This window comes from Pectobacterium versatile, assembly GCF_020166435.1.
Taxonomy (GTDB): domain Bacteria; phylum Pseudomonadota; class Gammaproteobacteria; order Enterobacterales; family Enterobacteriaceae; genus Pectobacterium; species Pectobacterium versatile.
In genome coordinates, this window is sequence record NZ_JAINZP010000002.1 from 117,043 (window position 1) to 137,549 (window position 20,507).

A 20,507-nucleotide genomic window follows, 5' to 3' on the forward strand; every position below is an offset into this window, starting at 1 on the left:
TTATTCGTTCTCGGATTTTCCATCCTGAGCCGCTTTCCCTTTCACAACAACCGCAATGGCAAGCTCTTCCAGCGAGGCCGGGTTGGCGAAACTTGGCGCTTCCGTCATCAGACACGCTGCTGCCGTCGTTTTCGGGAAGGCGATAACGTCACGAATGTTATCGGTGCCGGTCAGCAACATCACCAGACGGTCAAGGCCAAACGCCAGACCCGCATGCGGCGGCGTACCATATTTCAGTGCATCCAGCAGGAAGCCAAACTTCTCACGCTGTTCTTGTTCGGTAATGCCCAGAATGCTGAACACGGTTTGCTGCATTTCACCACTGTGAATACGCACGGAACCGCCGCCCACTTCATAACCGTTAATGACCATGTCATACGCGTTGGCGATCGCCGAAACCGGATTAGCCGCCAATTCAGAAGGCAGCATGTCGCGCGGCGCAGTAAACGGATGGTGCATCGCGGCAAGGCCACCGTCGCCATCTTCTTCAAACATCGGGAAATCGACAACCCACAGCGGTTCCCAACTGTTGTCTTTCGTCAGGCTCAGATCGCGACCCAGCTTGAGACGCAGCGCGCCCAGCGCATCGGTCACCACTTTCGCGCTGTCCGCACCAAAGAACAGGATGTCGCCATCTTGTGCAGCAGTACGATCCAACACGGCAGACAGAACGTCTTCGCTCAGGAATTTTGCTACCGGGCTTTGCACGCCTTCCAGCCCCTTGGCACGCTCATTGACCTTGATGTAAGCCAGACCTTTCGCGCCATAGATTTCAATAAACTTGCCGTATTCATCAATCTGCTTACGGCTCAGCTGTGCGCCGCTCGGTACGCGGATCGCAGCAACGCGGCCTTTGGCATCATTTGCCGGGCCAGAGAAAACTTTGAACTCGATGTCTTTAACCAGATCGGCAACGTCAACCAGTTCCAGCGGGTTACGCAAATCCGGCTTGTCGGAACCGAAACGACGCATCGCTTCCGCAAACGTCATGATCGGGAAATCGCCCAGATCGACGCCTTTCACGTCCTGCCATAGTTCACGTACCAGCTTCTCCATCACCTCACGCACCTGTGGCGCGGTCATGAAAGAGGTTTCCACATCGATCTGGGTAAATTCGGGCTGTCTGTCAGCGCGCAGGTCTTCGTCACGGAAGCATTTGACGATCTGATAGTAGCGGTCAAAACCGGACATCATCAGCAGCTGTTTGAATAGCTGTGGAGACTGCGGCAGCGCATAAAACTTGCCTTTATGTACGCGGCTTGGCACCAGATAGTCACGCGCGCCTTCCGGCGTCGCTTTCGTCAACATCGGGGTTTCGATGTCCAGGAAGCCGTGGTCGTCCATAAAACGACGCACAAAACTGGTGATACGGGCACGCGTTTTCAGGCGCTGCGACATTTCAGGACGGCGCAAATCCAGATAGCGGAATTTGAGACGCGCTTCTTCGGTATTGGTTTGATTGGAATCCAGCGGCAGCGCTTCAGAACGGTTAACAATCGTCAGTGCGTTGGCAAAAACCTCGACCTCACCCGTCGCCATATCTTTATTGATTTGGCTTTCTGGTCGGGCGCGGACCACACCAGTAAGTTGGATGCAGAATTCGTTACGCAACTCGGATGCCAGTTTAAATGCGTCCTGACGATCCGGGTCAAAGAACACCTGAACCAGCCCTTCGCGGTCACGCATATCAATAAAAATCAAACCACCCAGATCGCGGCGGCGGTTAACCCAACCGCACAATGTCACTTCCTGGCCCACATGGGACGAATTCAACTGCCCGCAATAATTAGTACGCATCACGATGTCCTTTTACTCATCCGCCAGCTCACACGTTCTCACGGTAGATTACTTTTCACGGTAAATCACAGTGCAAAACTGTGACATTTTCGCTGCACGGCATGGTTTTTCTGGGTTACTGTCCGGTGAAAAAAGGCGGCTATTATAAAGGATATTCGCCCGAACGATAAGCATGAAGGTAACGCTCTGCGACACAGTCACCTACTCTTTTTACGAAATTTCCTTTCCAGTTAACGAAATGTTCACCAGTCAGAGTGAAATTGTTGCAAAAACAGAGCGCCGCCCCCTCTGATCCTATCGCATCTCAACAGGCCAATAGCAATACGACTGGTCTTAACCATCCCAACACACGCAGGAAGAGCGATTTGCAGAAACCCGTCTTCTCTTTTACTAAAACCTGCTACAGTTAATAATTAACTTGTTATCTTTATAATAATTTTAATAAAAAACGCGCCATCACTACTAGTTAATGCGTATGGTTTACATGGAGAACAACTATGTATTCATTTGTTGCCCGTCAACCCATTTTAAATCAGCACCTCCAAACCGTTGCCTACGAACTCCTTTTCCGCCTGGACATTACCAATAAATTTCCTGACGTCAGCCCTGAATTTGCGACCGCACAGCTTATCTCTGATCAATTTCTAACCAATCCGTTGACAAAGTCCGTAGCTGAACAGCCTTACTATATTAACTTCCCCCATCAGATGTTGATCAATGGCCAGGCTGAAGTGTTACCACAGGAAAAGGTCGTTATTGAAATCCTTGAAAATTCAACACCCAACAATGATTTATTTGTTGCCGTAAAAAAGTTAAAAAGAAAAGGCTTCAGAATTGCACTTGATGATTTTTCGATGGATTCAGAATGGGATCGATTTTTGCCTTACATTGACATTGTTAAATTCGATTTAACGCTGTCGAATTTTGATGAAATCGAAAATTTCATCAAAAGAACCACACAGCGCAAGTTAATCTATTTGGCCGAAAAAGTAGAGACACATGAGCAATATTTGCAAAGCAAAAAGCTGGGCATCTCACTTTTTCAGGGCTATTTTTTCAGTCGTCCTGAAATGATTAAATCGAAAAAATTGGTCAATAACTCCAGCAATACCATCAAGCTGCTAAGAGAGGTCAATAAACCTGAGCTCAACTATGCTACGATCGAAGAATTGGTCTGTGCCGACCTGTCACTTTATTATAAACTGATGCGCCATATCACCAATATAAAATACACCACTCGCTTTGGTATTACTGCGACCTCGATGTCATTCCGCGCGATGGCAATGCTGCTTGGGCAACGGGAACTTAAACGTTTTGTATCATTAATCAGTATTACCAACAGTAATGAGAATAAACCCAGCGAGCTTTATCGCACCAGTTTAATTCGCGCTAGGTTTTTTGAATTATTGTATGCCTCTTTTAATGTGAAGGAGGACACCACCGAGGCGTTTCTATGCGGATTATTGTCGCTGCTTGATGCCGTATTGGACTCACCAATGCCGCTGTTGCTCTCACAAATCGCACTATCAGAAAAAATCAACCTGAGTTTATTAGAAAACACCGGCGAACTTGCGGTTTATCTGACGCTGATCTCTAAATACGAACAGCAAGAGTGGGAAGAGCTTGAACACCTCTTAATCCAGTTGGATATCGATGAAGAAAACTTCTTTACCATGATAATGGAGGCAACACAGTGGGCAGATGAAATTTTATGAACGATTTATCTCGGTTCACTCGCGCTGCCCGGATAATTACGTGATAATCGTCGGCATTCTATTGATGGCGACGACATGATGTATATCGGATTACCACAATGGCAGCATCCCGCCTGGAGTCGGTTGGGGTTAAACGATCTTGCCGACTACAGCCGCTATTTTACCTGTGTTGAAGGTAATACGACCTTTTATGCATTGCCTTCACGCGAGGTTGTCGAGCGCTGGCATGATATGACACATGATAACTTCCGCTTTTGCTTCAAGTTTCCTTCAACGATCAGTCATAAAGCCGCCTTGCAGAACTGTGATAGCGATGTCGGGCTTTTTTATCAATGCCTTGAACCGATTGCACACCGTATCGGACAATTATGGCTGCAACTCCCTGCCACCTTCGGCCCCGCGCAGTTGCCCGTTTTGTGGCGCTTTCTTGATGCCTTGCCGCAGGGATTTAGCTACGGTGTAGAAGTACGCCACCCGCTGTTTTTTGCTAAAGGCGATGAAGAACGCGCGTTGAATCAGGGGCTACAGCAGCGCGGTATTAATCGCGTGATTCTCGACAGCCGTCCGGTTCACTACGCCGCTCCAGAAAGCGCTGCCATGCGTGAAGCCCAACGGAAGAAGCCTCGCGTACCGGTACACGCCGTGCTGACCGCCACGCAGCCGCTGATTCGCTTTATCGGCAGTGAAACACTGGAAGAAAATCTTCGCTGGTTCGAGTCATGGCGTAACAAGCTGCCGCAGTGGCGCGAGGCGAATCCCTTCTTCTTTATCCATACACCGGATATCGGTGATGCCCCACCGCTGGCGCAGCAGCTTTGGCCCTTACTCGCCGAGATCGACCCGACCTTTCCGCCCCAGCCGGATTGGCCACAGCAGGCGACGCTCTTTTGAGCACAAATACGGTGTATGCTAGTCCATTTAGTTATAAAAAATTTCGTAACGTTGCCCATTTCCGCTAAAAAAATCAGCCTTTACAGGCGACAGTTGCGCTAGGGAAAGTTATTATTCTGCAAGCCGTTTTCGGCTAGGTCACGGAGTAAAAAATGGTAAGTGCGCTCTATATCGTGCTCGGCGCAATCTTGTTGATAAAGCTGTCTATTGATGTTGTGAAACTGAGAATGCAGTATCGCGTGGCCTATGGCGACGGCGGGTTTTATGAATTGCAAACGGCGATCCGGGTACATGGCAATGCAGTGGAATATATTCCGATTGCGGCGATTTTGCTGGTGCTAATGGAGATGAACGGCGCTCTTATCATCATGATCCATTTTTGCGGCATTTTATTGATCACCGGACGTTTAGTGCACTACTACGGCCTTCGGCATCGCGAATTCCGCTGGCGGCGATCGGGTATGGCGACAACCTACGCCTCGCTCATCCTGATGATTGCAGCAAACCTCTATTACCTCCCCTGGGATCTGGTTTTCACGCTGTATTGATGGCATGAAACAAGAACGAGATCTGTGCCTCCTGGGCGCGCGGAATTTATGCGTCCGGGAATCAAAAACCGCGTCCATACCCTGTGGACGATGAAGGTCATATACCCTAAATAATTCGAGTTTCAGGACAAAACGAGCTCGTTTTTGAACAACGCGAAGCGTTAGCCCTTTAGGGCGATGCTCAGTCATGAGCATCGTAACGCGGCAAGAGAAGGACAACTTCGTCGGGAACGAATTTGACCAGCCAGCGGCTGGCCTTCGGTGAGAGACAGGATGTCTCTCATTTCATCCCGATGAGCTTACTCAAGTAAGTGATTCGGGTGACTGACAAATCTGCCAGAGGCAGGTTTGAACGCTACTTGCAGCGGCCCTTTAGGGCGAGGCCTACGACGGGCCGAGTAGTGAAGCCAACGCACATGCAACTTGAAGTATGACGGGTATACCGTATTCTGCTAGAATGCGCGCCTCTTTATTACTCTCAGTGCACTTTCCGCCATGCCAAACCGCGATATGCTTTTTTCTGTGCCAATTGCCAATTTAGGTGATTGGACATTCGACGAACGCGTTGCCGACGTATTCCCCGATATGATTCAACGTTCTGTACCCGGCTATTCCAACATCATTTCAATGATTGGCATGCTGGCAGAACGCTTCGTCCGCCCGGATAGCCACGTTTACGATCTAGGGTGCTCGCTGGGCGCCGCCACGTTGTCTATGCGACGTAATATTCATGTCCCAGATTGCAAAATTATCGCGGTAGACAATTCTCCAGCAATGGTGAAACGCTGCCGCAGCCACATTGACGCTTTCCGTTCCGATACACCCGTCGAGATTATAGAAGCGGATATCCTGAACATTGATATTGAAAATGCGTCTATGGTGGTGCTGAACTTTACCCTTCAGTTTCTGGAACCTTCCCAGCGTCAGGTGCTCATCAAGCGTATTTATCAGGGACTCAATCCCGGCGGCGTGCTTGTGCTCTCAGAGAAATTCAATTTTGCAGACAAAGACGTCGGTGAATTGCTGTTCAACATGCATCTCGATTTCAAACGGGCAAATGGCTACAGCGAGTTAGAAATCAGTCAGAAGCGCAGCATGCTGGAAAACGTCATGCTAACCGATTCAGTAGAAACCCATAAGGCTCGACTGGCAGATGCCGGTTTTGAGCACAGCGAGATTTGGTTTCAGTGTTTTAATTTTGGCTCGTTATTAGCCGTGAAAGCAGAGGAAAAGGCGTGATCGATTTCGGCAATTTTTACCAGCAAATCGCAAAAGGTCCGCTCAGCCACTGGCTTAACACGCTGCCTTCACAGCTCAGTAGCTGGCAGCAGGAATCTTTGCACGGTAAGTTCAAACTCTGGTTTAACTCGCTGGAACATCTCCCGTCGTTAACGCCAACGTCCCTGGATTTGAACGACAGTGTCACAGCACGCATGGAGCCCGATATTTCCGTCGGCCAGCGTGAAGGCATTGAAAAGCTGCTACGTAACCTGATGCCCTGGCGTAAAGGCCCTTTTTCGCTTTACGGCGTGGATATCAACACAGAATGGCGTTCTGACTGGAAATGGCAGCGCGTTCTCCCGCATATCAGCCCGCTGAAGAATCGCCTGATTCTGGATGTAGGCTGCGGCAGCGGCTATCACCTGTGGCGGATGGTCGGTGAAGGCGCCACGATGGCAGTCGGCATCGATCCCATGCAGCTGTTCTTGTGCCAGTTTGAAGCCGTGCGTAAGCTGCTCGGCAACGATCAGCGGGCGCACGTTCTGCCGCTCGGCATTGAGCAACTCCCCGAACTTGCTGCGTTTGACACCGTATTTTCTATGGGCGTGCTGTACCACCGTCGTTCCCCGCTCGATCACCTGTGGCAATTGAAGAATCAGCTGGTGGAAGGTGGCGAACTGGTGCTGGAAACGCTGGTCATTGAAGGCGATGAAAATCAGGTGCTGGTACCAGGAGAACGCTACGCACAAATGCGCAATGTGTATTTCATCCCTTCTGCCGCAGCCTTGACAACATGGCTTGAGAAATGCGGATTCGTTGATGTCCGCGTCGTCGATATCTGCACCACGACAACGCAGGAACAGCGTCGGACTGACTGGATGATCACGGAGTCGCTGGCTGAATTCCTCGATCCTGAGGATCCAACAAAAACGGTGGAAGGTTACCCCGCACCAGTACGTGCCGTACTGGTTGCCCGTAAACCCGGCATCTACCAGTCCTAAATTACTACGTTAGACAAAAAAAGCCCCAGCAACACGCTGGGGCTTGGTACTTGCCATGCACACCTGATGGTATGCGGCGCGGCAAAATTGAAGAATGACGATGTGGTGTTTAGAACAACGCTGTCGCTCTACCCTTGCACCGTGAAATTCTTTACGTCATGACACGTACTGCATTTCACGATCAGGGCTGACTGCCCGCTTCATTGCTTCCACCACATCGCCATCCACGCAATACTGGCTAAACTCATCTAATTCCGTATCAGAGCACATCGACACGCCGATTTTGCGATAGCGCATCGGAGAGGGTGTCCACTGGCCTGCGGAACTGTGTAGTTCCCGGATACCGGCCTGCTGAAATTTGTGCACGTTAGTCAAGCGCACGCCGGAACCCGCCATAATAATTGGACCGCGACTGGCCTGTGTTAGTTCACGTAATAACCGCAACCCATTTTCCGCCGTCTGCTGCTGCCCAGAGGTCAATATGCGCGATACGCCAAGTTCAGTAAGCTGTTCCAGTGCAATGTATGGGTTCAGGCACATATCGAACGCGCGATGAAAAGTCACCGCCATCCCTTGAGCTGCCGCCATGATTTCACGCATTTTGGGCAAATCAATGTGCCCTTCCTCGTTGAGCGCACCAACAACAACGCCGGGAAACCCCATCTCACGAATCTGTTCAATGTCGTATTTGATGGCAGCAAATTCCGTCGCGCTGTAGCAAAAATCGCCCCCCCGCGGGCGCACAATCGGGTGAACAGGAATCGCGACCTTTTCACGCGCGCCACGCAGCGCCCCATAGGATGGCGTTAACCCACCTTCTCGCTGTCCTGCACAGAGTTCAATCCTGTCAGCCCCAGACTGTGCTGCTGTTATCGCACAATCAACGCTATAACAGCATACTTCCAGTTTCGTCATCGCTGCTCCTCCACGTAAACTCCCAGACCACTTTTCTTAATTATCGAAAAATCGACGAATCATCACGCCGATTAAAGTAATAACTATGGCATTCACATTCATATCGTGAGGAGACAGGAGTCACAATGAACGCGATACAGTGCCGAAATAAACATGACATAAACCACAGTTTTATTAATCTGTTCTATACTCGTCATACTTCAAATTGCAGGTGCGTTGGCTACGTTCACTCACCCGAATCACTTAATTGTCCTCAATAACGTGGCACACCATTTTATCTTTCAGCCAATGTTATCTTTCTGATTACGCTACGTACGAGCCATACATTATTTTTATAGCGTCGACATTTCGCTTGCGACAACATCGCGTATATCAAACGGATGAAACTTTATTGTCACTTTCCCGTCGGTTACCGCCAACGTGGGATTAGGAATTCGCTCTTTTTCGCCTTTCGGAGAACTGAATTTAAGCTTGATGCCTGGCGTACGCAGCGCATCATCAGACAAGCAGGCTAGCGCACGCTGATGCAGCGTTTCTGCCTCCCCGGGCAGCACCAGTTCCACATGTTCCCATCCTTCATGCGGATAATGCTTTTTCCCCGGCCACGGTAGCTCGATACAGGTAATCTGCCAGGGGCCGACCGTGATGGCATTATCCAGAATAAACAAGCAGATTGTGCGGCCATTGATTTGGTTTTCAGACAGTAGGCTGCCAGACTTTAGCAGCGCCGCTTTCCATAATTCAGCCGTCGTATTCTGATGGCAACGCAGCGAAATATGGTCCGCATGAAATGCGCCTAAATCCAGCTGTAGCACATCGGCCAATTCCTGTAGCGCTTGCTCAAATCGCGCTAAATCCGTTATCAAATCATCGGGTAACATATCGGACAAAACTCCTCGCGGCATCTCACATTATCAATAACCATTTGCACAGTGAGAATATCATACCCGTGATGCATCCTAATTAAATTCTATTTTTCTCCATGTACATTTATTTACACCTTCATTACTTAAAACGCATTAAATGCAAAAAAAAAAGGTAACGATGCTGTTTGATTAATAAACGAAAATGTTTTTTACCAAGTGTAAGTTGCGATACTTCTCGCAATCTATTCTGGGAGGAATCTTAAATAAAGCCCCCTCCATTGAACGCCGAAAAGAAAACGTATAAATTAAGAAAACAAATAATAACGCAGAGATATCACCATGGTTTTACTCATTATATCCATCGCACTTATCGCTATTGCGGCATATGCTATTTTTCGTCATTTTAAAACCAGAGACTCGCATAAAATTGGTGCAAATAGTCGGTCAAAAAAACGTTAAAATCGCGATTTGATTTATTTTTATTCTACCTAAAACTACTTTTTCTTTTTTATCGTGTTCTCCTTATCCTTTTTTATCTCGCTCCCTCTTCTTTAATCTCCCGCTGTCTGGGTGTTTTTTCACCTGAACATCCCGTTGCCTCGCCCCGTCTGCTGACGAGGAAAGGCAAATATGGTATAAGCAAGGCTTAATTTTTTATTTAAGGTAAACCGGTGAATATTCAGGCTCTTCTCTCCGAAAAAGTCAGCCAGGCGTTAACCGCCGCGGGCGCGCCAGCAGACAGCGAAGCTCAGATTCGTCAGTCGGCAAAAGCACAGTTTGGTGATTATCAGGCCAATGGCGTCATGGCCGTGGCCAAAAAACTGGGCATGCCGCCGCGACAATTGGCAGAAAAAGTCGTCCAATTTTTGGCGCTGGAGGGCATTGCGGAAAAAACAGAAATCGCAGGCCCGGGATTTATTAATATTTTTCTCGATAAGCAGTGGGTTGCGAGCCAGGTTGAGAACGCCCTGAATGCACCAAAACTGGGTTTAACGCCCGTTGAACCCCAAACGATTGTGATTGACTACTCTGCTCCTAACGTCGCGAAAGAAATGCACGTCGGTCACCTGCGCTCAACCATCATTGGTGATGCATCGGCCCGTACGCTGGAATTTTTAGGCCACAACGTGATTCGTGCCAACCACGTTGGCGACTGGGGTACGCAGTTCGGCATGCTGATCGCCTACCTTGAAAAAATGCAAAACGAAAGCGCCAACGAGATGGATTTGTCCGATCTTGAAGCGTTCTATCGTGAAGCGAAGAAACACTACGATGAAGATGCAGATTTCGCCGAACGCGCGCGCGCTTACGTGGTGAAATTGCAGGGGGGTGATGAGTATTGCCGTCAGATGTGGCGCAAGCTCGTCGATATCACCATGACGCAGAACCAGATCAACTATGAACGCCTCAACGTCACGCTGACCAAACAGGATGTCATGGGTGAAAGCCTGTATAACAACATGCTGCCGGGCATTGTTGCCGACCTGAAAGCAAAAGGTCTGGCGGTTGAGAGCGAAGGTGCAACGGTTGTTTTCCTTGATGAATACAAAAACAAGGAAGGCGAACCGATGGGCGTCATCATCCAGAAAAAAGATGGCGGCTACCTCTACACTACAACGGATATCGCCTGCGCCAAATACCGTTATGAAACCCTGAACGCCGACCGCGTGCTTTACTACATCGACTCCCGCCAACATCAGCATTTGATGCAGGCTTGGACTATCGTGCGTAAAGCCGGCTATGTACCTGATTCTGTCAGCCTGGAACACCACATGTTCGGCATGATGCTGGGCAAAGACGGTAAGCCATTCAAAACGCGCGCAGGCGGAACGATCAAACTGTCTGAGCTGTTGGATGAAGCCTACGATCGCGCCCTGAAGCTCATCGCAGAGAAAAATCCACAGATGGAAAGCGATGAGTTAACCGCGCTGGCGAAAGTGGTTTCTATCGGCGCGATCAAATACGCCGACCTGTCGAAGAGCCGCACGACGGACTACGTTTTCGACTGGGACAACATGCTGGCGTTTGAAGGCAACACCGCGCCTTACATGCAATACGCCTATACGCGCGTCGCGTCTATTTTCAAGCGTGCAGCTATACAAGAAGACAGCTTAACGCAGCCGATTACGCTGAGTGATGAGCGTGAATTTGCACTTGCTACGCGTCTGCTGCAATTTGAAGAAACCATCACTTCCGTCGCCCGCGAAGGCACGCCGCATGTAATGTGTAGCTACCTGTACGATCTGGCGGGCCTGTTCTCCGGTTTCTACGAGCACTGTCCGATTCTCAATGCCGAAAGTGATGACGTGCGTCAGAGCCGTCTGAGACTGGCACTGCTGACTGCGAAAACGTTGAAGCAAGGTCTGGATACGCTGGGCATCGAAACCGTCGAAAAGATGTAATTCTCCATCGACTGAAAACTTATCTATCGATTGAAAGCAAAAACGCCATTGGTGACAAACCAATGGCGTTTTACGTTACAGGCAAAGACAGCCGTGCGGTGATAATGGATAGATCGTAAAGACACTGTGAATACATCCCTGTACGCTCGGATTGCGCGAATATGAATCTCATCCCTGAGATTCACCCTTTCAGGGCCATCGCAAGCGACGTTCAAAAACGTTCCTGACGTTTTTGTCCATGGCGCAAACGCTTTACTCTTCTATTCCATTATCACCGTTGTATTCAATAACGTTGTTACACGCTACGGCGGGCGAAATCCCGAGGACGGAATCCCAACAGCGCCAACGTGGCAAAATAGGAACCCGCCCCTGCGACCACGACCAGCAGCAAACGCAGAATGCGCATCGTCATATTGCCGTCATCCCATGCGGGCATCCACCACAGCATGCCCAATAAAACCAGCGACATCACAATAACGGCAGCCAGCAGGCGAACCAGAAAACCCCGCCAACCCGGCAGCGGCTGGAAAATATCCTGCTTACGCAGTTGCCAATACAGCAGTCCGGCATTCAGGCAGGAGGCTAGACCGATAGACAACGCCAGACCAGCATGTTGCAGCGGGCCGATAAAGATCAGGTTCATAACTTGCGTCAGGATCAGCGTGACTATCGCTATTTTGACTGGCGTCTTGATATCCTGCCGGGAATAAAAGCCAGGCACGAGTACTTTGACAACAATCAATCCCATCAACCCGACCGAGTAGGCAATCAGCGCACGCTGGGTCATCAGCGCATCAAAAGCACTAAATTTGCCGTATTGGAACAGCGACACCGTTAAGGGCTTAGCCAAAATGCCTAATGCCACCGCGCTCGGCAGCGCCAATAGGAAACACAGGCGGAGCCCCCAATCCATCAGGCGGGAGTATTCGTCATGATTGCCACTGGCAAAACTCTTCGCCAGCGATGGGAGCAGGATCGTCCCTAACGCAACGCCCAGTACACCGGAAGGAAACTCCATCAGGCGGTCGGCGTAATACATCCATGACACTGCCCCTTCGCTGAGGAAGGAAGCAAAAATGGTGTTGATGATTAACGAAATCTGACTTACCGACACCCCCAGAACCGCAGGCCCCATCAGCTTCATGACTCGCCAGACGCTCGGATCACGCCACTTCAGGCGCGGCAGTACCAGCATGCCAATCTTTTTCAGATGCGGTAGCTGATAGCCGAGTTGCAGTAAACCGCCAACCAATACCGCCCAGGCCAGCGCCATCACCGGTGGATTAAAATACGGGGCGGCAAACAGCGAGAAACCAATCATGCTGACGTTAAGCAATGTCGGTGCAAACGCAGGCACCGAGAAACGGTTCCAGGTATTTAGCACCGACCCCACCATAGAAGTCAGTGAGATCAGCAGGATGTAGGGAAACGTGACTCTTAATAGATCCGAAGTGAGTTCAAAGCGCTCTGGCGTCGCGGCAAAACCGGGAGCGGTCACCATGATGACCCAGGGTGCAGCGATCATTCCCGCCACGGTGACTAATGCCAGAATCAGCGTCAGCATACCGGAAACATAAGCGAGGAACGTCCGCGTAGCTTCGTCGCCCTGCTGACTTTTGTATTCGGCCAGAATCGGCACAAAAGCCTGTGAAAACGCGCCTTCCGCGAAAATTCGTCGGAGCAGGTTAGGCAGTTTGAACGCCACAAAGAAGGCATCCGTCGCCATACCCGCACCAAAAATACGGGCGACGATCGCATCGCGCACAAACCCTAAAACGCGCGATAGCATGGTCATAGAACTGACGGCAGCCAGTGATTTAAGTAAATTCATCCGATTATTTTCTGAACGGTTCAGGACCGATTATTAACCCGTTGAGGTCATCCTGATTGCGAGGTGCGACTAGTCTACGCATTGCGCGTGTAATAGCTACCGAACATTGGCATAACCGTCGAACTTTTCAGCTTTTTCCCAGCAATTGTTCAATCATGCGCTGGGACAGCAATGCCTGGTTACCTGATGTTTCCGCTGGTTTCCGTTGTTCAATGGCTGTGATGAAATGCTGTACCGCACCGACAAATCCGCGTTGTTCTAGCGTGGTTTGCCAGGATGGTACGGCCGGACGGATCATTATTCCTTCGCGATCTTCACGCCATTCACGCATCTCATCCACCTGATATAGCCCACCCTGTGTGACGGCCTGAACCCATTCCCGCTGGCTTCCCGCATGACGGTGCATGCTCGTCGTCACCTGACAACCGCCGCTCTGGAAATGGTGCTCGGCATACAGCAATTGGCCGTCCGCATTGGCATGCAACACACCATCAATCAGTTGAGCATCGCCGCCAGCCAGCCAGAGTGCGGTATCCACCACGTGCAGATAATCGTCGAGCAGAGTAAAACGGACATCCTGCGGCCCAACGCCATTAATACGGTGTTTATCCATACGCAAAGAGGCTGGCTGCTCCAACCTCTGTTTTAGCTGCTGATAGCACGGTGCGAAACGGCGATTAAAGCCAACCATCAGAATTTTTTGTTGTTGCTCCGCCAATTCGACCAGCGCTTCCGCCTGCTCCAGTGTCTCTGCCAGCGGTTTATCCACATAGACATCGACACCTGCGTTAAGCAGTTGGCTCACAACGGAAAAATGGCTGGCAGTACTGCTATGGACGAAGACCGCATCGCACTGCGCTGCCAGCGCATCCAGCGCCGAGAAACTCGTCATCCGGTAGTGCTGACAAATACGCTGCGTCTTTTGCCAATCGGGAGAAAACGCGCCGATCAGTTCCCAGCCCTCAGCCTGACTGAGAATCGGTAAATAGGCCTTCTGCGCAATGGATCCCAGTCCAACGACGCCGATACGGGGACGTCGAGCGGAGATATTATGTTCTGAAATACGATGTTCTGCGATGCTTTCCGCAGGCGTAAGCTGAGGCTTCATGACGAGCTTTCTCCCTGATACCAGTTCATTACGCTAACAGCGCGGCAAGCTGACGTTTGAGTTCAGCAACCTCTTTTTCTAACGCCTCAACACGCTCGACTAGCGGTGAATTGTCACTTGCGTTGTCCGCTTCGGGAGCAACAATCTCACTGACCTCGCCGCTGAAAAGATGCTGATAGCGGCTTTCTCGTTTCCCTGCTTCACGCGCCAACCGGACGACAAACGGCCCATCCTCACGCTGTTGCAACTGTTCAAGGGTGGATTCGGCTTCACCAACATCTGAAAATTCATACAATCGGGCCGCACGCGTACGCAGCTCGCCCGGCGTCTGCGGGCCACGCAGCAGCAGCGTCGTCACCAGCGCCACTTCCGCAGGCGAGAGCTTCAGGTCACCAAATTCAGAATTACAAAAACGATGTTCATACTTCACTACTCGATTACCAAACCCGCTGAGCGTGCGCAGGAAATGCTTCTTCACGAGTAAATCCAGCGTTTGCTGGACCTCGCTTTCGCTCAGTTCCATCACGGGTTCGCGGTTGGTTTTCTGATTACAGGCCGTGGTGATGCCGTTTAACGACATCGGGTATTGATCCGGCGTGGTGATCTGCTTTTCCAGCATGCAACCAATCACGCGGGCTTCACGAGCATCCAATTGGTATTTCATCATTTTTCCTTAACGCGGAGACTTCCACTCGGCGTTGGTCAGCGCGGTTAATACATGATCCTGCCATTTGCCATCAATGAGCAGATAATTCTTCGCATAGCCTTCACGCTCAAACCCCAAACGCGTCAGTAACCCCCCACTACGCTGGTTATGCGGCATATAGTTAGCCATGATGCGATGCATATGCTGCTGACGCTGCATATAACGTATTGCTGGTTGCAACGCTTCATACATCAGCCCTTGCCCCTGCCATTTTTGACCGAGTGAATAGCCCAGATAGCAGGCGTGAAACGATCCCCGCAGCACGTTGCTGAAATTCGCCACGCCGTATACTTCGTTTTCATTCTGATCCAACAGAAGGAAGTAATAGGCGCTGCCCTGTTTATGCATATCGTTAATCACGCTCAAACGCGCTTGCCAGCCTGATGGATAGCAATGGCTGGCGTCTCTCACGGGTTCCCACGGCTTAAGAAAATCACGGTTTTCAGAATAGTATTCGGCCAGACGCCATGCATCGCGTTCATGGGCCAGACGCACCACCAGCCTGTCAGTTGTCAATTGCACTCTTGCTGGCGTTGAACGGTAGCCAAACATTTTTCCCCCTGCCTCTCCATGTTATCGATAAGTAAAATTCATCGCCGCTGAAAAAGTGACTATTCCACACAAGCAGAAAATATCGGCATTTCCGATAATCCTTACTATAACCACATAAATTCATAGACGTAAAATCCCCGTCGTCGAGTTATTGCGCAGTTGAGTCAGGAAAGGCATTTTTTCTCGCCGAAATGCTACTCGGATAACGTTAAATCGATAAAAAAATATTATCCAACAATAGGCTATACCAAAGTCGAATTAGAGTACAAAATAGTCACGTCTGTTATTTTCCTCCTTTCTTTGTTGTGGTGAAACATGCCTCTGATGTCGCAAGCTCGGAGCTTGGGTAAATATTTTTTATTACTCGATAATATGCTGGTGGTTTTGGGATTCTTCGTTGTCTTCCCCCTTATTTCCATTCGTTTTGTCGACGATCTCGGCTGGGCCGCATTATTAGTCGGTATCGCATTGGGATTGCGCCAGTTTATTCAGCAAGGGCTCGGTATTTTCGGCGGAGCTATTGCTGACCGTTTTGGTGCCAAACCGATGATTATTACCGGGATGCTGCTACGTGCCTCCGGTTTTGTGTTCATGGCGATTGCCGACGAACCTTGGCTGCTCTGGCTGTCTTGTGCGCTATCCGGTCTTGGCGGCACGCTATTCGATCCGCCGCGTACCGCGCTGGTCATCAAACTGGTTCGTCCGCAGGAACGTGGCCGTTTTTACTCTCTGTTAATGATGCAGGACAGTGCTGGCGCCGTTATCGGTGCCCTCATTGGTAGCTGGCTGCTTCAGTATGATTTCGAGATCGTCTGCTGGGCAGGCGCGGTCATTTTTGTGCTTGCTGCTGCACTCAATGCCTGGCTGCTGCCGGCCTATCGCATCTCGACGGTCAAGACGCCAATACTGGAAGGTCTGACGCGTGTCATTCGCGACCGCCGTTTCCTGATGTATGTGTTAACGCTGACGGGCTACTACATGTTGGCCGTGCAGGTTCTGTTGATGTTGCCCATTATGGTCAACGAGCTCGCCGGAACGCCGTCTGCGGTGAAATGGATGTACGCCATTGAAGCGGGGCTGTCGTTAACGCTGCTGTACCCTATCGCACGCTGGAGCGAGAAGCGCTTCCGGCTGGAACAACGCCTGATGGCGGGGCTTTTCATTATGTCCGTCAGTATGTTCCCGATCGGGATGACAACGGAGCTGCAAACCCTGCTGCTGCTTATCAGCCTCTTTTACGTAGGTTCGATTATTGCCGAACCTGCGCGTGAAACCTTAAGCGCTTCGCTGGCGGACTCCAGAGCCAGAGGCAGCTATATGGGTTTCAGCCGACTTGGGTTGGCGCTCGGTGGCGCGATTGGTTACAGCGGCGGCGGCTGGTTATTCGATACCGGACACGCGCTGAATCAACCGGAACTGCCGTGGTTCATGCTAGGCACCATCGGGTTCCTGACGTTAGCCGCACTGTATTGGCAGTTCAATCAACGCCGCATTGAACCCGCGATGCTGGGTGGTCATTAGTCTGAATTTTACCGACGAGTTTGATCTCGTCGGTAAAGCCCCTCTATACTTTCCTAATACATTCAAACAATTGTTATCGTCGTGAGCCTTCTCGCACACTCGACTTATCTTGTTTGATAATGGGTTACACGCTGGGTCGCACAACGGCCTTTGTCTATACCTTGTTATATTAGGAGACGACGTATGAAGCTCTACATTTACGATCACTGTCCCTACTGCGTTAAAGCGCGCATGATCTTCGGTCTGAAAAATCTCCCTATCGAACTGCAAATACTGGCGAATGATGACGCTGCGACGCCAGAGAGATTGATCGGCCAGAAAATGGTACCCATTCTGCAAAAAGACGATGGCAGCTACATGCCAGAAAGCATGGACATCGTTCATTACATCGATCATTACGACCGCAAACCGCTGCTGACTGGCTCAACTAATCCGGCCATCGCCGCCTGGTTGCGTAAAGTCACCGAGTATACGCCGCGCCTAATTATCCCCCGCTTTGCTCAGGCGGCCTTTGAAGAATTTGCCTCCGCTTCCGCCCGACACTATTTCGTCAATAAGAAGGAAGCCCAGCTAGGCAATTTCGCTGACCATCTGAGTCATTCACAGGGGCTGATTAAGAAATTGAACAACGACTTACAGGATCTGGATCCGCTGATTGTTCAGCCAAACGCCTGCAACGGTACGTTATCAACGGACGACATCAACCTCTTCCCACTGCTACGTTCGCTGTCCATCGTTGCAGGTGTTACGCCGCCTTCCCGCGTTGCGGACTATCGGGATAACATGGCAAAACAGACTCAGGTAACGCTACTCAGCAGTCTGGCAATCTAACCGTTTAGTTTCACTCCGCCGCTTCGTTCTGAAGCGGCATTATCCGCCATTTCAGTGCTATCCTATTGTTTACCCTGCGCATCAGGCGCACGCTGCCCGTGCAGAATCGTGTTGATTGTTCACATACAGAGATCGTTCATGTGAATAGACTACCGTAGTAATGAATTGTGCGCGTAAATAGCACCAAGAGGTCAGAATAATGAAAAAATCAGGATGGATGGCAGCGGCCGCAGTGCTGCTTGCTTTTACACTCAGCGGCTGTAATAAACTCACGCAATACACGCTCAGTGAGCAGGAAGTGAATGAGTACCTGCAAAAACACAACGATTATCAGAAACAGCTGGGCGTGCCTGGCGTGGTAGATGCCCATATCGTGTTGACCGAGCTATCCAGCCAGATCGGTCGGGCAGAACCGGGGAAAGTTACCCTGACGGGCAATGCGAAGGTCGATATTTCGTCCCTGTTGGGCAATCAGGCTGCCGACATGAAGCTTACGCTTAAAGCACAGCCGGTATTTGATAAAGCGCAGGGTGCGATTTACCTGAAAGACATGGAACTGGTTGATTACACCGTACAGCCGGAAAAAATGCAGACGGTAATGAAAACGCTAAGCCCGTATCTTAATCAATCGCTAAAAAGCTATTTTGACCAAAAGCCAGCTTACGTACTGAATGCGGATAAGAGCACTACGGAGTCGATGGCGAAGAAGATGGCGAAAGGCATCGAAATCAAACCCGGCCAGATCGTTATCCTGTTTACTGACTAACGCTGACTCGCCGATAGCATACTCAATGTTTGCTATCGGCATCGTCGGTCTACCGTATTACTCTTCTGCTTCAGACTCGTCGTCTTCGCTTTCGCCCAGCTCATCCCGCATGGCTTCCAGCGCTTCGCGGCACACTATCGCCAGTGTGCGATAAAATGCAGTGGTGGCGTGGCTTTCCACCTTCCCGAGGAAACGATCGCTCCACGGTAAAAGATACTCATCAAACAGGGTAATCTGTGCCGCCGTTTCGTCTTCTTGTGCCTGATCTTCCAGCCATGACGCGGCAAGCAACAAGCTACCAAAATGACCAACCGCGCCGTCATTTAACGGCATGCCGCGCTGTTGTAAAAAGGTACGAATTTCCGCATCATCAGCATCGCTTTCATAGGACGAACGCAGCGGTGAAACCGTGCCGTTTTCACTATCGAACAGCGCCTGATAATCCGCCGCCATTGCGGGCAAATCCAGCCCCTTTTGCAAACGGGCCAATAACGCATCCTGCTCTAGCGGCCAGTGCTGCGCCAGTTTCCCGTCTTTAATCAGCGTGAATAGAGGCGTCAGCAAAGGATCCTGCGGCTGGCGATAAAACAGCGTGCCCAATAGGCGGCACACAATAGAAAACTCGTTCATTCATAATCCTAGTTATTTTTAAGTGACAATGCGTTGAAGTGAGATTGCTTTAAGTAACACCGCTTTAAGTGACAGCGTCACAAATCAGCAAGTTCAGCGATAGCTGGCATCCCACGCTGTTCGAGGAAATCCAATACTCGCCGAGGGCTTACGTTTAATATCCGATCCTGCGGGAAATTCACTTCCTGCAAAATACGTTCGCAGTGGGTAAAGTCTCCCAGAGAAAAGGCAATATGGGAATCGGAACCTAAAGAAAGTAACCCACCCGCGTCACGAACGGCTTCCGCAATCGCCCGACAGTTTGGCTCACTGCCTTGGCGTGAATGCATGAAAGAGGAGTTATTGAGCTCCAGCGCAACGTTGTATTTCGCCGCAGCTTCCGCAATCGCGCGGATATCGACAGGAAATTTCGGGTTACCGGGATGGCTAATGATATGCGCGTCGCCGCGTGCCATGGTCGCGATCATCGCCGTAGTATGCGTGTCTTTATCCTGTGGTGGAAAAACCGGCTCATGAAAGCCCGCGATTATCACATCTACCTGATCCAACATGGGACCAGTGCAGTCGATATCGCCTTCGGTGTTTTTAATATTCGCTTCGATACCGCGCAGGATACCGACACCATCAACCAGACGCGGCCAGACGCGCATATTCATAAAGTGCCAATAATGCGGTGCATCCGCCATATCCGGGCCATGATCGGTAATGGCAAACAGGCGGATATTCTTCTGCTGTGCTTCGACGATGTAGTCATGCAGGGTACTGTAAGCATGTGTACTGGCAACGGTGTGCATATGTAAATCGACGGGATACATAGGTTCTCCTGGGTCAACGTTTGCGAATCAGCATACCATTTTCAGGGATATTCCGCAGCCAGCGAGCGAAATTACAGCGCATGATTAACACAAATGAAACATTCCTTTTTAGCTTAATCTCAGGGCGTGGGTGAAGGCGAGAGCAAAAACGCTCAACAAACCAACAAATTGTGTTAACTTTAGCTAATTGCACGTATTCAATGCAGAAGTTTGTTGACGCTGTTCGGCAATTTACCTACATTAGCGGCGTCCGCAGGCATGACATACCGCGAGACCACGGTGAGGTGTCCGAGAGGCTGAAGGAGCACGCCTGGAAAGTGTGTATACGTGAAAACGTATCAAGGGTTCGAATCCCTTCCTCACCGCCATATTTTAAATAAAATCAATGAAT

The 20,507-nt window shown here is 50.3% G+C and carries 18 protein-coding genes and 1 tRNA gene; 10 read left to right on the forward strand and 9 right to left on the reverse strand.

The window, feature by feature from the left end:
- On the reverse strand, window positions 1-1,797 hold the full coding sequence (gene aspS / locus K7X24_RS03410; RefSeq protein ID WP_224552997.1) for an aspartate--tRNA ligase: 1,797 nt from the start codon (window positions 1,795-1,797) through the stop codon (window positions 1-3).
- Between the two features lie 497 nt (window positions 1,798-2,294).
- Between aspS and K7X24_RS03415 the strand changes: the two genes are divergently transcribed.
- The 5 genes from K7X24_RS03415 to cmoB all read left to right on the forward strand — a co-directional run bounded on the left by K7X24_RS03415 (window position 2,295) and on the right by cmoB (window position 7,173).
- Window positions 2,295-3,512 (forward strand): EAL and HDOD domain-containing protein, encoded by a 1,218-nt coding sequence (locus K7X24_RS03415; protein WP_224552998.1) that lies wholly within the window; start codon window positions 2,295-2,297, stop codon window positions 3,510-3,512.
- A 78-nt stretch (window positions 3,513-3,590) separates the two neighbouring features.
- Window positions 3,591-4,403 carry a DUF72 domain-containing protein gene (locus K7X24_RS03420; RefSeq protein ID WP_224553336.1) on the forward strand — a complete coding sequence of 271 codons (813 nt, stop codon included), beginning with the start codon at window positions 3,591-3,593 and terminating at the stop codon, window positions 4,401-4,403.
- Window positions 4,404-4,555: 152 nt separating this feature from the next.
- Entirely contained in the window at window positions 4,556-4,951 is a 396-nt protein-coding gene (locus tag K7X24_RS03425) for an MAPEG family protein (RefSeq protein WP_224553000.1), read from the forward strand.
- Window positions 4,952-5,446: 495 nt separating this feature from the next.
- Window positions 5,447-6,190, forward strand: coding sequence for a carboxy-S-adenosyl-L-methionine synthase CmoA (cmoA, locus tag K7X24_RS03430; protein ID WP_010306764.1), 744 nt, complete (start codon window positions 5,447-5,449; stop codon window positions 6,188-6,190).
- Window positions 6,187-7,173, forward strand: a complete 987-nt coding sequence (gene cmoB / locus K7X24_RS03435) for a tRNA 5-methoxyuridine(34)/uridine 5-oxyacetic acid(34) synthase CmoB (RefSeq protein ID WP_103860840.1) — start codon at window positions 6,187-6,189, stop codon at window positions 7,171-7,173. The genes cmoA and cmoB overlap by 4 nt, the downstream gene beginning before the upstream one ends.
- 156 nt (window positions 7,174-7,329) lie before the next feature.
- Here cmoB and cutC read toward each other — a convergent pair whose 3' ends face one another.
- Window positions 7,330-8,088, reverse strand: coding sequence for a copper homeostasis protein CutC (gene cutC, locus K7X24_RS03440; RefSeq protein ID WP_039544582.1), 759 nt, complete (start codon window positions 8,086-8,088; stop codon window positions 7,330-7,332).
- A 332-nt stretch (window positions 8,089-8,420) separates the two neighbouring features.
- The gene (locus tag K7X24_RS03445) at window positions 8,421-8,969 is read right to left on the reverse strand and encodes a VOC family protein (RefSeq protein ID WP_224553002.1); all 549 of its coding nucleotides are present in this window, start codon (window positions 8,967-8,969) and stop codon (window positions 8,421-8,423) included.
- 656 nt (window positions 8,970-9,625) lie between these two features.
- On the opposite strand from K7X24_RS03445, the gene argS reads away from it, so the two are divergent.
- A complete protein-coding gene (argS, locus tag K7X24_RS03450) occupies window positions 9,626-11,356 on the forward strand; it encodes an arginine--tRNA ligase (RefSeq protein WP_224553004.1) in 1,731 nt (576 codons plus the stop codon).
- 295 nt (window positions 11,357-11,651) lie between these two features.
- On the opposite strand, the gene murJ is transcribed toward argS, so the two are convergent.
- The 4 genes from murJ to rimJ all read right to left on the reverse strand — a co-directional run bounded on the left by murJ (window position 11,652) and on the right by rimJ (window position 15,553).
- The gene (gene murJ / locus K7X24_RS03455) at window positions 11,652-13,187 is read right to left on the reverse strand and encodes a murein biosynthesis integral membrane protein MurJ (RefSeq protein WP_103860843.1); all 1,536 of its coding nucleotides are present in this window, start codon (window positions 13,185-13,187) and stop codon (window positions 11,652-11,654) included.
- Between the two features lie 127 nt (window positions 13,188-13,314).
- Window positions 13,315-14,295 (reverse strand): Gfo/Idh/MocA family protein, encoded by a 981-nt coding sequence (locus K7X24_RS03460; protein WP_224553006.1) that lies wholly within the window; start codon window positions 14,293-14,295, stop codon window positions 13,315-13,317.
- Between the two features lie 28 nt (window positions 14,296-14,323).
- Entirely contained in the window at window positions 14,324-14,959 is a 636-nt protein-coding gene (locus K7X24_RS03465; RefSeq protein WP_224553009.1) for a YceH family protein, read from the reverse strand.
- 9 nt (window positions 14,960-14,968) lie between these two features.
- Complete coding sequence (rimJ, locus tag K7X24_RS03470; protein ID WP_039480408.1) at window positions 14,969-15,553, reverse strand: ribosomal protein S5-alanine N-acetyltransferase; 585 nt, start codon at window positions 15,551-15,553, stop codon at window positions 14,969-14,971.
- A gap of 315 nt (window positions 15,554-15,868) precedes the next feature.
- On the opposite strand from rimJ, the gene mdtH reads away from it, so the two are divergent.
- From mdtH to K7X24_RS03485, 3 genes are all read left to right on the forward strand, one after another.
- Window positions 15,869-17,074, forward strand: coding sequence for a multidrug efflux MFS transporter MdtH (mdtH, locus tag K7X24_RS03475; protein WP_103860846.1), 1,206 nt, complete (start codon window positions 15,869-15,871; stop codon window positions 17,072-17,074).
- Window positions 17,075-17,257: 183 nt separating this feature from the next.
- Window positions 17,258-17,905: a glutaredoxin 2 gene (gene grxB / locus K7X24_RS03480; RefSeq protein WP_130633511.1), complete on the forward strand. Its 648-nt coding sequence runs from the start codon at window positions 17,258-17,260 to the stop codon at window positions 17,903-17,905.
- Window positions 17,906-18,104: 199 nt separating this feature from the next.
- Window positions 18,105-18,671, forward strand: coding sequence for a lipoprotein (locus K7X24_RS03485; protein ID WP_010306811.1), 567 nt, complete (start codon window positions 18,105-18,107; stop codon window positions 18,669-18,671).
- A gap of 57 nt (window positions 18,672-18,728) precedes the next feature.
- On the opposite strand, the gene K7X24_RS03490 is transcribed toward K7X24_RS03485, so the two are convergent.
- On the reverse strand, window positions 18,729-19,301 hold the full coding sequence (locus K7X24_RS03490; RefSeq protein WP_224553011.1) for a molecular chaperone: 573 nt from the start codon (window positions 19,299-19,301) through the stop codon (window positions 18,729-18,731).
- A gap of 77 nt (window positions 19,302-19,378) precedes the next feature.
- Window positions 19,379-20,116, reverse strand: coding sequence for a phosphatase (locus tag K7X24_RS03495; protein WP_010306818.1), 738 nt, complete (start codon window positions 20,114-20,116; stop codon window positions 19,379-19,381).
- 278 nt (window positions 20,117-20,394) lie between these two features.
- Between K7X24_RS03495 and K7X24_RS03500 the strand changes: the two genes are divergently transcribed.
- Window positions 20,395-20,484: transfer RNA gene (locus K7X24_RS03500), tRNA-Ser, on the forward strand.
- The last annotated feature ends 23 nt before the right edge of the window (window positions 20,485-20,507 follow it).

Bases quoted from the DNA above. Each gene is read 5' to 3' on its own strand.
- cutC (WP_039544582.1), bottom strand. From the start codon at position 8,088: ATGACGAAACTGGAAGTATGCTGTTATAGCGTTGATTGTGCGATAACA.
- K7X24_RS03460 (WP_224553006.1), bottom strand. From the start codon at position 14,295: ATGAAGCCTCAGCTTACGCCTGCGGAAAGCATCGCAGAACATCGTATT.
- K7X24_RS03465 (WP_224553009.1), bottom strand. From the start codon at position 14,959: ATGAAATACCAATTGGATGCTCGTGAAGCCCGCGTGATTGGTTGCATG.
- K7X24_RS03425 (WP_224553000.1), top strand. From the start codon at position 4,556: ATGGTAAGTGCGCTCTATATCGTGCTCGGCGCAATCTTGTTGATAAAG.
- murJ (WP_103860843.1), bottom strand. From the start codon at position 13,187: ATGAATTTACTTAAATCACTGGCTGCCGTCAGTTCTATGACCATGCTA.
- aspS (WP_224552997.1), bottom strand. From the start codon at position 1,797: ATGCGTACTAATTATTGCGGGCAGTTGAATTCGTCCCATGTGGGCCAG.
- K7X24_RS03415 (WP_224552998.1), top strand. From the start codon at position 2,295: ATGTATTCATTTGTTGCCCGTCAACCCATTTTAAATCAGCACCTCCAA.
- K7X24_RS03490 (WP_224553011.1), bottom strand. From the start codon at position 19,301: ATGAACGAGTTTTCTATTGTGTGCCGCCTATTGGGCACGCTGTTTTAT.
- rimJ (WP_039480408.1), bottom strand. From the start codon at position 15,553: ATGTTTGGCTACCGTTCAACGCCAGCAAGAGTGCAATTGACAACTGAC.
- grxB (WP_130633511.1), top strand. From the start codon at position 17,258: ATGAAGCTCTACATTTACGATCACTGTCCCTACTGCGTTAAAGCGCGC.
- mdtH (WP_103860846.1), top strand. From the start codon at position 15,869: ATGCCTCTGATGTCGCAAGCTCGGAGCTTGGGTAAATATTTTTTATTA.
- K7X24_RS03420 (WP_224553336.1), top strand. From the start codon at position 3,591: ATGTATATCGGATTACCACAATGGCAGCATCCCGCCTGGAGTCGGTTG.
- K7X24_RS03445 (WP_224553002.1), bottom strand. From the start codon at position 8,969: ATGTTACCCGATGATTTGATAACGGATTTAGCGCGATTTGAGCAAGCG.
- K7X24_RS03485 (WP_010306811.1), top strand. From the start codon at position 18,105: ATGAAAAAATCAGGATGGATGGCAGCGGCCGCAGTGCTGCTTGCTTTT.
- K7X24_RS03495 (WP_010306818.1), bottom strand. From the start codon at position 20,116: ATGTATCCCGTCGATTTACATATGCACACCGTTGCCAGTACACATGCT.
- cmoA (WP_010306764.1), top strand. From the start codon at position 5,447: ATGCCAAACCGCGATATGCTTTTTTCTGTGCCAATTGCCAATTTAGGT.